Raw genomic sequence first — 14,976 nt, 5'->3', positions numbered from 1 at the left:
AAAAAGAAGGGGCAGATGATATGTTTCAAACGTACGAAGAAGCTGTCGGGTGGATACATTCCCGCCTCAGATTCGGCATCAAACCCGGCCTGAAGCGTATGGAATGGCTGATTGACAGACTCGGTAATCCGCATAAAAAAGTGAAAACCGTCCATGTGGCAGGCACAAACGGAAAAGGATCGACCATTGCCTACATGAGAAACGTGCTTACAGAAGCAGGTTATAAAACCGGCACTTTCACATCCCCGTTCCTTGAAACCTTCAACGAGCGGATCAGCATGAACGGAATTCCTATTCCGGATGCGGAGATGCTGTTTTTGGCAAATACGATAAAACCGCTGTCAGACGAGCTTGAGCAAACAGAGCTTGGAGGGCCGACCGAGTTTGAAATCATCACCGCCATGGCTTTCTATTATTTCGGAAACCATGAAAAAACAGATGTGCTGCTGCTTGAAACAGGGCTTGGAGGCACATTAGATTCAACGAATATTTCAGAGCCGGTCCTGACCATGATTACAAGCATCGGCTATGATCACATGCATATTCTGGGGAACACCATAGAGGAAATTGCCGGTGAAAAAGCGGGCATTATTAAACAGAGTGTACCGATGCTTACGGCAGTAACGGATGAGCGTGCTTTGAACGTTATAAAAAGAAGAGCGGCAGAAAAAAACGCTGATCTTTTCCACGATTCTTTTCCTGTTCTGAAACACGAACCGCTAAGAGGCGGGGAGAGGTTCGATATGAAAACACCATATCACTCATTCGAAGGGCTTGAGATCTCCATGAGGGGAGAGCATCAGGTGCAAAATGCCGCGCTTGCTGTTATGGCTCTGGATTATTTAAGGGTTCATGACTTGTTTGCTGCTGGGGATGAGCACATTCGAAAAGGCCTTCATCAGACAAATTGGAGCGGAAGGTTTGAACAGGTTTCCGAGTTTCCTGCCATCATTCTTGACGGTGCTCATAATAAAGAGGGAGCGGAAAGTCTTGCGGCAGTGATGAGAAGGCACTATGCCGGCAAGCGGATCCATGTTCTTTTCTCTGCCCTGAAGGACAAGGAATACAGCCCGATGATTTCAACTCTTTCCGCTATTGCAGATACCATGCATTTCACAACTTTTGATTTTCCGAGAGCTGCTTGCGCATCAGAGCTGTATGAAGCATGCACGCATCCGGTAAAATCGTTCCATGAAGACTGGAAAGGGGCGATTGATGAAATGATGACAGCAGGTGAGAGCGGGGACATCTATTTAGTCACAGGTTCTCTCTACTTCATTTCTGAGGTTAGGCCTTATTGTCGAAAAATATCACATGAAAATTAGGCTGATAGTCCCGAAATAAATGACAGAAATCTGAATTTTTGTTAAAATATAAAAAACAGCACGGCGGGAGAGGAGGACAATCCATGGAAACAAAGCTGAAGTCCATTTTATGGGCCGTCTGGGCTTTTGTATTTCCTTCAGCACTATTTGCAGCTTACACTCTCTGGCCGGTAAAGATTTCAGGAAATGAATGGACGATTGCCGCTTTTCTGGTTTTCATGTGCATTGTTTCGATTTTCCCGATCATTGTCAACGAAACCCCTGTCTTTTTCGCACAGGGTGTTTCCATATCCGTTTTTCTCCTTTTTGGGCCTTTTGTTGAAATGATTCTTATGCAGGCAGCGCTCACCGTGCTCCTGCTGAAGCTCAGAATCGGAAAACGGGAAATTTACCGGTATCCAACAAACTCGCTGATGTTTTTGATCGTATCAGCAGCAGGGGCAGCCGTCTATTATGCGATTGGCGGCACACATGATCATGAGGCTCTAACGCTGCCGTTCATCCTGAAGGTCATTGCCTATTCGTTTACCATCTGTCTTGTGAATCATTTCTTTCTGCAGCATGTCATCAGAGGAATCTTCTACAAAAAGAAAGAAAAGTTTTTTTCCAGGGATTTTCTGTGGGAGATCTTCACAACGCTCATGTTTTTGCCGGTTGGCATTCTGCTCTACCTGCTCTATCTTGACCTTGGACCGCAGGCTCTCTTCTTTGTAGGAATTCCTTTTGTGGGAATCTCGTTTATCCTCCTGCTTCTCTCACAGAGCCAGCGGCTGAATACCTATCTTCAGCAAGCGAGCGAAATCGGCCATCAGCTTACTGAAAGGCTTGAAGTGAAGGAAGTCGTTGAAGTGTATCTGGACAAACTGACGTCCATGATCAAAGCGGACTATGCTTATATCATTGATGTCATCAGCGACAATGAACTGAAGGTCATCCGAAAGCTCGACAACGGAAAGATTGTGAAACACGCAAAAGAGTCCATTTCCGTTCACCAGGGCGTAAGCGGCCTCGTCTATGCAACCAAAAAAAGCGTGCTCTACAAAAAGAGGGACCACTGGGCAAAGCTTGAGAGAACACTCCTGCCGGAAAGCATAGAAAGCGTGATTGCCGTTCCGATTGTCAGAAACCAGAAGGTCGTCGGGATTGTCATTCTGGCGTCTAACAAGAAACGGTTTTATGACCGGGCGCAGCTGATGATTACGGATCTATTGACCGCCTATCTTGGTGTGGCAATTGAAAATGCAAAGAGCTACGAAGAAACGAAAAAACAAAGTGAACGCTGTCCATTAACGGGCCTTTACAATTACCGCTATATGGAAAAGCTTCTTGAATATGAATACACTGAACTGGTTCAGCTCAAAGGGCAGAAGCTTTCGCTGATCCTGCTCGACATTGATCACTTTAAAAAGGTGAATGATACATACGGGCACCAGGCAGGGAATGAAATTTTGATCTCGCTTGCTGAGCGGCTTACGAGATTCATAGGTGACAGAGGTACGGTTGCAAGGTACGGCGGGGAAGAATTTGTGATCCTTCTTCCAAATATGGACAAGCCTGCGTGCTTTGCAACCGCTGAGGGCATCCGCCAAAGCATTGCAAACCGTCCCTTTATCGTCGAACAAAGCATCCAGCATCACGGAAAGAGGCAGCCTGTCTCCATCACAGCAAGCATCGGCTATGCAACAGCCCCTGAAGATGCAGAAGGACCGCTCGACCTCATCCGCCACGCAGACCGCGCCATGTACATCGGTGCAAAGCAGGCGGGACGGAACAGGGTTGCGGAATATGTGAAATAGGAAAAGCCGGCATAAAAAATGCCGGCTTTTTTTGTTATTTAACTTCGGTATCAATGGTCTCGACTTTCAGTTTTTCTACTGTCGGAATGCCTGTAGGGGGATTAAGGATCAGGTCCTCTTTGAATTCTATTTGCAGCCTTGAGGGCAATCCCGGCTTTTGCTGATTTTTTTCAAAATACAGTCCGCCGACGTTGTTATAAAGTTCAGGATCTAAATCATAGCGCCATTCATAATGATACCATTTAGGGCCAACCCAGACATATCGTCCACCTAGGCTATTTCTTGTTTCTCCCTTGGTGGCGTTCAAGATAATATTCGATCCATAAACGCCTCCTTTAATTTTAATGTTGGAACCTACTCCGTACATTTCAAGCGTTTCATTGGAATAAAGAAAAGCATCAATAATCTTCGGTGTACTGCTGTACTCATTATTGTTTGCGACAAGCATGCTGCCGTTGCTCAAGATAACCGCTGTTCCGCCGCTTACATTGTTGAGATTTTCGATTGATGTATTCTTTTCCACATAAACCGTTCCGTTCGTATTAAAATCTGATCGGATATCTGCTGCATCCGAGATATACATTTGTCCATCGAGATTCAGATTTGATATCGCAGCTTTTCCGTTAATATAGACATAGCTGTTCGGGTTTGTTAATTCGATGGTGCCTTTTAGATCCGCCTGTCCATTAATAAAGACATTGCCGCTTGTAATGAGCCTGCCTGCTTCCCCCATAGTGAAATTGCCTTCCATCAAAACATCGCCTGCTACGTTGAGAACACCGGTCAATTCAAGATTTTGAAGAAACTTTTTGCTGGTATTGTAAACGGTGGTGCCGGAAAGGAGGCTGTTGTTTAAACCGTTTGCTATTTGTCCTTTTCTTGCTGTGTAAGCTGCATGTTTTTCATTAATCCGGCCCAGAATGTTAATCTGGTTTGTTGAAACAATTGCATCTCTTATTCTTGGAGATGACACAAAATAACTCGACAGGCTGCCTGTATTCGTTATCGGCCGGAAATTTTGAGCGGTGGTGCTGGAAGAAGAACTGTTGTAAAAATAGGCAGATGAATAGGGCTGACCCGAAGCATCCAGCCCTTTTACTGTCATATCACCCTGTATCGACGGATAAACGGTTCCAGGATAATACGTTGTACCAGATTGAATGAACTTTCCTCTATTGCTTAAATAAAGCCTTTTCTGTACAAAGATGTTCCCCTTAATATCTACTGCACCGTTTAATGTTAAATCTCCATTCGTTACTACCCCGTAATTAAAGATATCTGCAATTGTAGACACCTTTAGAGTTCGCTTTAATTTTTTTCCGGCATGTTCAGGCCCGACCGGAGCAGTAATATCGACAGTCTGCACAAACAGATTGTTGGTTGCAGTGATCTGCTTAAGTGTTTTTGCGATTACCTCAATACCTGACCGCTGTTCAATTCTTGCCTCCAAACTGCCCAATTTAGTGAGCAGTGTTTGAGAATTCAGCACTTCATTGTTGATGCCTTCTAAAAGAACTTCATATTCTGCGGACGCTTCGTCAAGGCGTTTTTCTGCTTTCGTCATATCCTCAAGGTACGTTTTAGAATGCTTTACATATGCTTGAGAACTGATTGTTATGCTGAGGAGTGAGATTCCCCAAATGGTGACCAATGTAAAAACCATCAGCACGTTAAGCAGGGCATAGCCATTCTGATTTAACTTTTTCAAACCAATCACCTCAATCTGCCAGGTTATATACTTTCAGGATTTCATACGGTTTTGAATCTGTGTTTTTTTCTTTCAGGACAAGCTTGCAGATCAATTGCGAGGAATCCTCTGCAATAAAAAAATGGCTGCCTTCTAAAGAAATGTTTTCATTGTTGACGGGTTTTCCGTCAATGCTTAAATTTCCGCCTGAAAAAATGACCGGAATAGGCATTCTTGTTTCTTCCAATACATTTGAAGCATTGACCCTTTTAGTGATTTTAATGGGAGTAACTTTTGTAAGCTCTTGTCCTTTTATATCTCCAAGTCCAAACTCATCCGCGTTCTCAAGCGCCTTATTTAAAGAGTCAATAATCAGGACCGCCTCATTTCTGAGATTGGTTTTAGAAAGCGTAGATTCCCCTGCTTTCATCATAGATAGTAAAAATCCCGTGCTCATTGTGAGAATGATAGATGAGAGGACAAGCACCAAAAGCAGCTCGATCAGTGTTATTCCCTTTTGATTTAAATGAAGTTTCTTCATTTGCGCACATACCCCTCGAGTGTTGAAGAGGAGGATATCCCGTCACGGTTTGTCACTGTGACAGAAATCTCTACAAGCTTTCCTCGCAAATTTGCCTGAGACGGTTCTCTGAAGGAGACATTGGCAGAATATCCGTTCAGAGAAAAAGCATCTTCATGAAGCGCGAGTTTCTGCTTTATGACATCAGGGGCAAGATTCTCTCCTGTGTTTATTTTTCTTTTTGCTTCAATAAATCCTTCCGCCTGATAGGCCTCGAGAAGACTTTTGCTTAACTGCTGGGATGTAATGTTTTTGTCGAAAGAATTTGAGTAAGAAGCACTATTCACGAAAAAACTGCTTAATACAGAAAACATGATGGTCAAAATGACGATGGAGGCTAAAACTTCAATCAGTGTGAACCCCTGTTCCTTTTGTAAAGCCTTTTTCATAGGCATCCCCGTACTTTCTATTATAATTTATGGATTTGAAGGAAAATCTTTCTTTCCATCTGAATAGAGCTATTATACAATAAAACTAGTCGATTTTTGTCTAGTATTTGGAAAATAATAATTCGAATGACTTAGGTTTATTTAACTAGTAGAAAGCGTATTGTGACAAAAGGGGGGGCATGAAGTGGGTACATCATCAAAAGGAAAAGTGTTACTTGTTTTGTTCGGATGTGTTTTTATTCTCTTTGGATTTTCTTTTTTCGGTGTGAAAGCGTATGGGGCGCTTTTTAATGTAAAGACGGTTCCTGAAGGTGTGGAGGTCGGCGGAATTGTATTAGCGGGTTTAACGCTGGAAGAAGCGGAAGAGAAGCTGAATCAGGGAGTTGCCGTATGGAAAGAAAACAGCTTTTATTTTCTCCAGGCAGACCGGGAGCTTGGTCTTGATTCCAACTTTGTCACATTTGATGTGAAGAAAACGGCAGAGCTTTCACTTGAAAATAAAACGAACAAGCTGATTGCCGCTGTTGATGCAGAAGCTCTTGGCGTTTTTCTGGAAAACGAGCTTAGTCCGGAAATATTACCGGCTGTTGATCAAAAAGCACTTGCATCAGAAATTGAGCTTGCAGCGTCCGAATTAACGGAGGGGATCTTCACCCTGTCTATTGAAGACTACCTTGTGAAAGAAAAGCTGCCAAAAACGCTGCTTGCAGGTACGGTGATTCCTGCCGGCTCAGCTGTTTTAGAGCAGCCTGCTGTTATAGAAATTGCACCCTTCGGATCGTTCTCGTTAGAAGCTTATGTGGAAGAGGTTGCCCTTGAGATGGAGGATGACGCTCTGAGCCAGCTGGCCACCGGAATCTATCAGACCATTCTGCTGATCAACTTTGAAATTCTTGAGCGGCACATTAGTGCGGAGCTACCGTCTTATGCAGAACTCGGGAAAGAAGCGGCATTTGCGAAAGGAAAACGGGACCTTGTTTTCTACAATCCCAACGATGCTGCATACGAGCTGAAGCTTGCTCAGGACGGCGCTTCTTTAACCATCAGCATTGAAGGTGCCGCATTTGAAAACACGTACAGTTTGACGATGGAAAATGAGAAAAGCTACAAGCCGAAAAAAATCATCCAATACGACTCGGCTCTTAATGACAATACAACGAGAGTCATAGAAGAAGGCAGAAACGGTCAGTCAGCTGCGGTCTACAGAAATGAATTGAACCGTGAAGGAAAGCTTCTTTCAAGCACCCTGATCTCTGATGACTATTATGCACCTGTTCACAGAGTGGAAGTGAAGCCGCTCAAGAAAGAACAGCAGGAGTCCGTTCCGGCTGCTCCAGGTGAAGGAGTTCAGCCGGGCGTTGAATCCGGTCAAACTGAAGCTCCGGCCAATGCGGAGAACCCTGCACTAGAAAACCTTCCTGAGAACAGTCCTAAAACCGGCAGTGATCAGGAGCTGTGGGAAGAACCTGCAGTTGAAAAAGGAGATGAATAACACTTTGAAGCAGACGCGAAAAAGGCTTGGAGATCTTCTTGTGGAAACAGGCCTGATAACGGATGAACAGCTGAAGGTCACGTTAAAAGAGAAAAGTGAGCGGCAGAAGCTTGGGGATGCGCTCCTTCAGAGAGGCTATATAACGGAGCAGCAGCTGATTGAAGTGCTTGAATTTCAGCTGGGCATTCCGCATGTGAGCCTGTTCAGATATCCCTTTGATACGAAGCTTTTCACCTTGATTCCAAAGGAAACGGCTAAACGCAATTACATGATTCCCCTGAAAAAAGAGGGGGACAAGCTGTATGTCGCAATGGCGGATCCGATGGATTACTACGCAATTGAAGATCTCAGACTTTCCACAGGCTTTCAGGTAGAACCGGCGATTGCCACAAAGGACGATATATTAAGAACGATCACAAAGTATTTTGATATGGAAGAAGACATTGACCAGCTGATCGGGATGCCTCAGGAGACGGTGCAGGATGAGAAAGCAACTGAAGCGGACTCGCCGATTGTCAGGCTTGTCAATCAGCTGCTTCAAAATGCCGTCCAGCAGCGGGCAAGCGATATTCATATCGATCCGCAGGAAACAAAGATTGCTGTTCGCTACAGAATAGACGGCGTCCTGAAAACGGAGCGTGTTCTTCCGAAACACATGCAGAGCGTTCTTACCGCCCGGATCAAAATTATGTCCAACCTCGATATAACGGAGCAGCGGGTTCCCCAGGACGGAAGAATTAAACTGACGCTTGATTTTCATCCGATTGATCTGCGTGTCGCCACCTTGCCCACCATTTACGGGGAAAAAATTGTTCTCAGGGTGCTCGATCTCAGCAGTGCGTTAAATGACATGACGCAGCTCGGCTTCCATCCAAGAAATCTTGAGCGATTCTCGCAGCTGATTGAACGGCCGTCGGGAATTGTGCTGATTACCGGCCCGACCGGTTCAGGGAAATCTTCGACGCTGTATGCGGCTTTGAACAAATTGAACTCTGAGGATGTTAACATCATCACCATTGAGGATCCGGTCGAGTACCAGCTTGAAGGAATCAATCAGATCCAGGTCAACCAGACTGTCGGCATGACGTTTGCAAAAGGGCTAAGATCCATTTTGAGACAGGACCCGAACATCATCATGGTCGGAGAAATAAGAGATAAAGAAACCGCTGAAGTTGCCATACGTGCGTCTTTGACAGGTCACCTTGTACTCAGTACTCTCCATACAAATGATTCGGTCGGTACAATCACCCGTCTGATTGATATGGGCGTAGAGCCGTTTCTCGTTGCTACTTCTCTTTCCGGAGTCGTCGCCCAGAGGCTTGTCAGAAAAGTATGCCGCGATTGCGCGGAAACCGTTCAGCCAACTGTCCGGGAAAAGGAGATTTTCGCCAAGCGGGGCTTGACAGTTGAATCCATTGTACGGGGAAGAGGCTGCGGAACATGCAATATGACAGGGTACAAAGGCCGCCTTGCAATCCATGAACTGCTTGTTGTCACAGATGATATGAAAAAAGTGATTATGAATGGCGAATCCTTCTCGGGAATACGTGAGCTTGCCATTAAAAATAAAACGCTTTTCCTGATAGACGACGGATTGCTGAAAGTAAAGCAGGGATTGACGACGACGGAAGAAATACTGCGCGTCGCCCTATCGGAGTGATGATGATGAAAATGAAACTTGAAGGAATTATGAGAGATGCCTTTGAACTAAAGGCATCAGATATTCACCTTACCGTAGGGATAGCGCCTATGCTGAGAATCAACGGTGAGTTGAGAAGCTATAGCGGTGTCGCTCTGCTGCCAGAGGATACGGAAGAAATGGCGAAATCCATCCTTCCCCAGGCGATGTGGGAAAAGTTTCAGGAAAAAGGGGAACTGGATTTCTCATACGGCATATCCGGCGTTTCGAGATTCAGAGTGAACGCCTATAAGCAGCGTTCTTGTACTGCGCTTGCCATCCGGATTATTCCAACGTCCATCCCGACACTTGAGGACCTGCATCTTCCGGAAGTCCTGAAATCACTGTCCCATAAACCTCAGGGGCTTATTTTAGTGACAGGCCCGACAGGCAGCGGCAAATCGACCACCCTTGCAGCAATGATCCATCATATGAACCAGTCGGCGAGAAAGCACATTATTACTCTAGAAGATCCGATTGAATATCTTCATAAGCATGGCTCGTGCATCATTGATCAGCGGGAAGTGGGATTTGATACGCTGAACTTTGCCAACGGATTAAGGGCGGCGCTCAGGCAGGACCCGGATGTCATACTGGTCGGGGAAATGAGAGATTTGGAGACGGTTCATACAGCGATTACCGCTGCTGAAACAGGGCATCTGGTCCTTGGGACGCTGCACACATCCAGTGCGCCTTCAACGATTGACAGAATCATAGATGTTTTTCCTCCTAACCAGCAGGCGCAGGTAAGGATTCAGCTTGCATCCGTGCTGACCGGCATTCTGTCTCAGCGCCTTTTTCAGACTTCGGACTTCAGAGGAAGAAGAGCGGCCACGGAAATTTTAGTGAACAACCCTGCCATTGCGAATTTGATTCGAAATGAGAAAATCCACCAGATTCATAACATTTTGCAGACAAGCCGTGATCAGGGAATGATGACGCTTGAAGGGTCAATAAGAGAACTTGTTCAATCAGGCGTAATCTTGAGGGAAATGGCAGACCCCTTCTTGCAGGAGACAATACGGTAATGGCGCGGTTCAAATATGAAGGCCGGGGAAAAGCGGGTCAGACAAGCGGCGTGATCGCCGGCACTTCAAAACGTGACGTCATAGTGAAACTGCAGGAAAAAGGCCTAAGAATTACAAAAATTGAAGAGCTTCAGGAAACCCTGCTGACAAAAGAAATCAGCATAGGCAATCCTGTTAAGCTGCAGGATTTTGTCATTTATCTGCGACAATTTTCCACGCTGCTGAAGGCAGGTATATCTGTTGTTGATGCGACAAATATTCTTGCCAGACAAACAGAAAGCAAAGCACTCGGAAAAGCGCTATTTGACGTAGAAGAAGAGCTCAGGTCTGGAAATCCGCTGTCTGCCGCAGCGGCAAAGCATAAGAAAATCTTCTCCAATATGTTTACGAACATGGTTAAAGCCGGAGAAGCTGCAGGGAATATGGATGAAACGCTCGACAGGCTGGCGCTGCACTATGAAAAGCAGCATAAAACAAAGCAGAAAATCATTTCCGCTCTTGCCTATCCGGCCGTTGTCGGGATTGTTGCCATAGCGGTCGTCATTTTTCTTTTAGTGGCCGTTGTGCCGACGTTTGTGGATATGTTCCAGGACTTCGGAGCCGAGCTTCCCCTCATCACGAAGTTTGTGCTTGGTGCAAGTGAATGGATGCAGTCGTTTTGGTGGCTTGTAATCATCTTTATCCTGCTGATTATCGCGGGGATTGCAGCCATGAAATCGCAGCCTTCAACAAAGTATTATCTGGATGCGGCTGCCTTGAGAATGCCGATATTTGGAAAAATGCTGCAGAAGGCGGCGCTCGCCAGAATGACGAGAACACTCAGCTCGCTTTTTTCGAGCTCTGTTCCAATCCTGCAGGCGATTTCCATAGTAGAAAGCATCGTTGAAAATGAAGTCATCAGCCGGGTACTGAAAGAGTCGAGAAATGCACTTGAAAAAGGGCATTCTCTTACAGAGCCAATGAGAGATCACTGGGTGTTTCCGCCGCTCGTTACACAGATGATTGCGATTGGGGAGGAGACGGGATCACTCGATGAAATGCTCTCGAAAGTTGCGGATTTTTACGAAGATGAAGTCGAGCAGGCTACAGACAGACTGAAGTCCCTGATCGAGCCGCTGATGATTGTCTTTCTTGCAGGAATTGTCGGTGTGGTAGTGACTTCCATCCTAGTTCCTATGTTTGATATTTTCAACAAAATAAATTAATTTTCGAGAAAAAATTAGCAGTAAAATCCAATTTTATATGCTATAATGACGATAGACTAAACACAAAGACCTATACTTCTAAATTACTAGATGAGGAGAAAGAGACATGTTTAAAAAAATGCTTAAGAACGAACGGGGATTAACACTCATTGAATTGCTTGCTGTTGTTGTTATTTTGGGGATTATTGCGGCTATTGCTGTGCCGAGTATTGGTAATGTGATTAAAAATTCAAAAGAAGATGCTGTTCATGCTGAAGCTGTATCAGTTCTTGAAGCAGCAAAGCTATACGTATCAAGTAATAGCCCTACAGCTAATGCTACTTTTTCTAATAATGGTACCAATCCAAACACCGCACTGAATGAATACTTAGATGGAGTGGGGAATTACAGTATTACGATGAACGTTGCAAATGGTAAATATACTTATACAAATATCACTGTAACAAAAAATAATATTACTAAAACATATACAACTGAATCGAATTTGCGTAGTAAAACATCTACACCATAAGCATGACTTTAATCATAATAATTATCTACGGCCTCCTACTAGGCTCCTTCTACAACGTAGTCGGCCTCCGTGTTCCAATGAAACAATCCATAGTCGCACCCCGTTCCGCGTGTCCGGGGTGCGGACATACATTAACAGCAGGCGAGCTTATTCCTGTTGTTTCTTATGTTTTACAGGGCGGTAAGTGCAAAAAATGCAAAGCCCTCATCTCTCCGCTGTATCCGTTTGTGGAAGGAATGACGGCGCTGCTTTTTGCAGCGGCGGCTTTGCTTTTGGGGTGGACAGGGGAACTGGCTGTTGCGCTGACGCTTATTTCGATGTTTATGATTATTTTTGTGTCTGATGTGAAATACATGGTGATCCCTGATAAAGTGCTGCTGTTTTTCGGCGGACTATTGGCTTTTGAAAGAATCTTAATTCCGCTTTCGCCTTGGTGGGATCCGCTTGCAGGCGCTGCAGCCGGATTTTCGCTGCTTTATGCGATTGCTTTCGTGACGAGGGGCAAAGGAATGGGCGGCGGGGATATCAAGCTTTTTGGCGTTCTTGGACTTGCTCTTGGATGGAAGCTTGTTCTGCTTGCCTTCTTTCTCTCATGTCTCGCCGGCTCGCTTTCCGGAGGGATAGCGATGCTTCTTGGAAAAGCAAAGCGGAAGGAGCCGATACCGTTCGGACCTGCCATCATGGCGGGGACTCTTGCAGCCTACTTTTTTGGGGAACATTTAATAGACTGGTATATTCGTTTGATCGGTTATTAGGAAAGGAGGGAGCATATTGGGGCTTTCCGGATTTCGTTTCAGCAAAAAGACAGGAAATTTTACGATTAAAGATGATGCCATTCGCTACGCAGAACTAAAGCAGGCAGAACCATTGATGATGGGAATGTGCGAAGAGCGCCCGCTTCCTGAAGGGCTCATCCGCGGAGGGGTCATCCAGGATTTTGACACTCTTTCACTCATACTGGATGAGTGTGTGAGAGAGTGGGGTATTAAGGGCAGGAAAGTCCGATTCACAGTTCCTGATTCCCATGTAGTGATCCGGAAGGTGAACGTACCCGGCGATTTAATTGATGATGAGATTCGCGGACATCTCTATGTGGAAATCGGTTCGTCGATCCATCTGCCTTTTGATGAGGCTGTTTTTGATTATATCGTGACAGGCCGGACGGACAAGGAGCTTCATCTGCTGCTGTTTGCGTCGAGTGAAGAGCTTGTCAGGAGCTATTCCGACCTGTTTGACACTGCGGGCCTGAAACCGGATGCCGCCGATATCTCTCCCCTTTGTCAGTACCGTTTTTATTTGAATCAAAAACCAAAAGTGGATTATGCAGCCTCTGTCATGCTTATCCAGTATGATCTGTCAGGTGTAAACCTGAGCATCTTTCAGCAGGAGCAGCCTGTATTTATGCGGAACATAGAGGTTGAGAAGAATGTCCGTGAATTGGACAGCATGAGCGGGACCATGACAGTTGAAGAATTTCGGTTTCAGGCAAACGAAATTATGAAAGAAATCGACCATGTCCTCAATTTCTACAGATTTTCACTGAATCAGGGGAATGATGAAGTTTCATCCTTCATCCTGACGGGAGATCACCCGCTGCTCCATGAAGCAGAGCGGCTTCTGGCTGAACGGTATGACTATCCTGTTGATTCATTAAAGAATGCGCAAGCTGAAACGTTGAATAAAACTCCGCTGCCTGCTTCGTTTTATCTGACTGCCGGTCTGGCATTAAAAGAGGTGCGTTAAATGCTGGCTGATATTAATTTGCTGCCGAAAAAAGATCCCAGGAATGTGGCCAATGCCACGCTTTATATTCTTCTTGCTTTTATCGCCGTTATTTTTGCGGGGCTTTTTATCATTCAGCTGACTTCTGCCAATGGAGAAAAAGCAGAGCTGAAGAGTCAGGCTGGGGCACTCCAATCAGAGTATGAGCGGCTCGCAGCTGAAAAAGGAACAAAAAGCAATACAAGCTCTTCGGTTTCCTCTCTTCAAAGCGCTGTTGAATACGCTGACGGCGTATCGCTCGATTCTGTTCCGGTTGTGAAAGAACTCGCAGGCAAGCTTCCTGAACGGGGGTTCTTTAAAACCTTCTCCTATAATGATGCTGGAGAGCTGACGCTTTCCGTTCAATTTGACACAAACCGAGAGGCAGCGTACTATCTTGCAAGATTAAAAGAATCTGCCTACTTCACCAAAGCCGATTTAATCAGCATCACCGCTGTCAAAGAAGAGGGGACAGAGGCTCCTGAGGGAGAAGAATCAGGCGGGCTCCCTCGGTCGGAAGCGCAGTATATTCTTACATTGAATCCGGATTATTTACAAGCAGAGAGCGGGGAACAAACTGATGACGATTCATCTTCATAAAAAACATTTTTTCCTCCTGCTTGCAGCAGCCTTCACTCTCGGTTTGCTCTATTTCGGTTCGTACCACCTCTTTATAAAGCCTGTTAAGGCAGAAATCAGCTCGCTTGAGAATTCAAGGGACATGTATTTGACCCAAATCGGAACGTTAGGTGAAAATCCTTCGACAGAAACAAAGGCGCCTGTTCATTCTGTAGAATTACAGCGAAAAGTCCCGGTTTCCCCGATGGTGGAACAGCTTGTGCTGGATCTTGAAAAGGCTGAAACGGTTTCAAACAGTAAAATAGAAAGCGTCACATTCGCTGAAAGCGAAGATGCATTCCTGCCGCCGGCCGAACCGGAAGCTGTCCCAAGTGAAGCTCCGGCTGACGGGGCTGAAAGCTCAGAGGCTCCTGCGGATCAATCTGGAACTGCAGAGGTGCCGTCAGAATCAGCGGACGCACCGCCTGCACAGCCTGTAAGTGCTCAGGAGAGCGCTGGGCTGCCTGCAGCACCTGAGGGACTAAAGCGAATCCTCATTTCCCTTGAAGTGACGTCCAGCCGCTATTTTGATATGGAGGCGTTTATCTCGGAGCTAGAAAATCAGCAGCGCGTCGCGAAAGTGGATCTGCTGACATTCAACGGGGTGAAAGAGCTGACTTCGCTTGATCAGGAAGCGGAGCCGCTTAAGTATTCGCTGCAGGTCTCTGCCTTTTATATGGATACCCTTCAGGACCTTAAGGATGAGACTCCAAAAGTGGCAGCCCCGGAGCCGGTGGGCAAGCTCAATCCTCTTAATCCTTCGCTTGTAAAGGAAGAAGATGGCGAATAGAGCGGGTATTTGACGAAAACCTTTCTGAACAAGACGACAAATGTCTTGTTCTTTTTTATTTTTGCTGTGCTAGCATGAATACCAAATACTTGAATCGTACAGATAGGCGGTGTAGA

General features: G+C 45.6%; 14 protein-coding genes. 11 read left to right on the top strand and 3 right to left on the bottom strand.

Features of this window, described 5'->3' with window-relative positions; genetic code table 11:
- Positions 1 to 20: 20 nt before the first annotated feature.
- On the top strand, positions 21 to 1,325 hold the full coding sequence (locus tag AZ46_RS10655) for a bifunctional folylpolyglutamate synthase/dihydrofolate synthase (RefSeq protein WP_029279337.1): 1,305 nt from the start codon (positions 21 to 23) through the stop codon (positions 1,323 to 1,325).
- Between the two features lie 83 nt (positions 1,326 to 1,408).
- A complete protein-coding gene (locus AZ46_RS10650; RefSeq protein WP_029279339.1) occupies positions 1,409 to 3,121 on the top strand; it encodes a sensor domain-containing diguanylate cyclase in 1,713 nt (570 codons plus the stop codon).
- 34 nt (positions 3,122 to 3,155) lie between these two features.
- Here AZ46_RS10650 and AZ46_RS10645 read toward each other — a convergent pair whose 3' ends face one another.
- From AZ46_RS10645 to AZ46_RS10635, 3 genes are read right to left on the bottom strand one after another with little or no spacing between them, the layout of a single operon-like run.
- Positions 3,156 to 4,829: a hypothetical protein gene (locus AZ46_RS10645; RefSeq protein WP_029279340.1), complete on the bottom strand. Its 1,674-nt coding sequence runs from the start codon at positions 4,827 to 4,829 to the stop codon at positions 3,156 to 3,158.
- Between the two features lie 10 nt (positions 4,830 to 4,839).
- Positions 4,840 to 5,349, bottom strand: coding sequence for a prepilin-type N-terminal cleavage/methylation domain-containing protein (locus AZ46_RS10640; RefSeq protein WP_029279342.1), 510 nt, complete (start codon positions 5,347 to 5,349; stop codon positions 4,840 to 4,842).
- Positions 5,346 to 5,777, bottom strand: a complete 432-nt coding sequence (locus AZ46_RS10635; protein ID WP_035319200.1) for a type IV pilus modification PilV family protein — start codon at positions 5,775 to 5,777, stop codon at positions 5,346 to 5,348. Before AZ46_RS10635 ends, AZ46_RS10640 begins: the two co-directional genes overlap by 4 nt.
- Before the next feature lie 184 nt (positions 5,778 to 5,961).
- Between AZ46_RS10635 and AZ46_RS10630 the strand changes: the two genes are divergently transcribed.
- The 9 genes from AZ46_RS10630 to AZ46_RS10590 all read left to right on the top strand — a co-directional run bounded on the left by AZ46_RS10630 (position 5,962) and on the right by AZ46_RS10590 (position 14,860).
- The gene (locus AZ46_RS10630) at positions 5,962 to 7,269 is read left to right on the top strand and encodes a VanW family protein (protein ID WP_029279344.1); all 1,308 of its coding nucleotides are present in this window, start codon (positions 5,962 to 5,964) and stop codon (positions 7,267 to 7,269) included.
- A 4-nt stretch (positions 7,270 to 7,273) separates the two neighbouring features.
- Positions 7,274 to 8,929, top strand: a complete 1,656-nt coding sequence (locus tag AZ46_RS10625) for a GspE/PulE family protein (protein ID WP_035319313.1) — start codon at positions 7,274 to 7,276, stop codon at positions 8,927 to 8,929.
- 5 nt (positions 8,930 to 8,934) lie between these two features.
- A complete protein-coding gene (locus AZ46_RS10620; RefSeq protein ID WP_029279346.1) occupies positions 8,935 to 9,975 on the top strand; it encodes a type IV pilus twitching motility protein PilT in 1,041 nt (346 codons plus the stop codon).
- Positions 9,975 to 11,180: a type II secretion system F family protein gene (locus tag AZ46_RS10615; RefSeq protein ID WP_029279348.1), complete on the top strand. Its 1,206-nt coding sequence runs from the start codon at positions 9,975 to 9,977 to the stop codon at positions 11,178 to 11,180. The genes AZ46_RS10620 and AZ46_RS10615 overlap by 1 nt, the downstream gene beginning before the upstream one ends.
- Before the next feature lie 106 nt (positions 11,181 to 11,286).
- A complete protein-coding gene (locus AZ46_RS10610) occupies positions 11,287 to 11,691 on the top strand; it encodes a type IV pilin protein (RefSeq protein WP_035319198.1) in 405 nt (134 codons plus the stop codon).
- Between the two features lie 2 nt (positions 11,692 to 11,693).
- Positions 11,694 to 12,446, top strand: a complete 753-nt coding sequence (locus AZ46_RS10605) for a prepilin peptidase (protein ID WP_029279352.1) — start codon at positions 11,694 to 11,696, stop codon at positions 12,444 to 12,446.
- A gap of 16 nt (positions 12,447 to 12,462) precedes the next feature.
- Positions 12,463 to 13,434 carry a type IV pilus biogenesis protein PilM gene (gene pilM, locus AZ46_RS10600; RefSeq protein ID WP_029279354.1) on the top strand — a complete coding sequence of 324 codons (972 nt, stop codon included), beginning with the start codon at positions 12,463 to 12,465 and terminating at the stop codon, positions 13,432 to 13,434.
- Complete coding sequence (locus tag AZ46_RS10595) at positions 13,435 to 14,052, top strand: PilN domain-containing protein (RefSeq protein WP_051865417.1); 618 nt, start codon at positions 13,435 to 13,437, stop codon at positions 14,050 to 14,052.
- A complete protein-coding gene (locus AZ46_RS10590; protein WP_035319196.1) occupies positions 14,033 to 14,860 on the top strand; it encodes a hypothetical protein in 828 nt (275 codons plus the stop codon). Before AZ46_RS10595 ends, AZ46_RS10590 begins: the two co-directional genes overlap by 20 nt.
- Positions 14,861 to 14,976 lie beyond the last annotated feature (116 nt).

The organism is Metabacillus indicus LMG 22858 (assembly GCF_000708755.2).
Lineage (GTDB): Bacteria > Bacillota > Bacilli > Bacillales > Bacillaceae > Bacillus_P > Bacillus_P indicus.
Note: the sequence above shows the minus strand (reverse complement) of the source record. Positions and strands in the feature narration are given on the sequence as shown.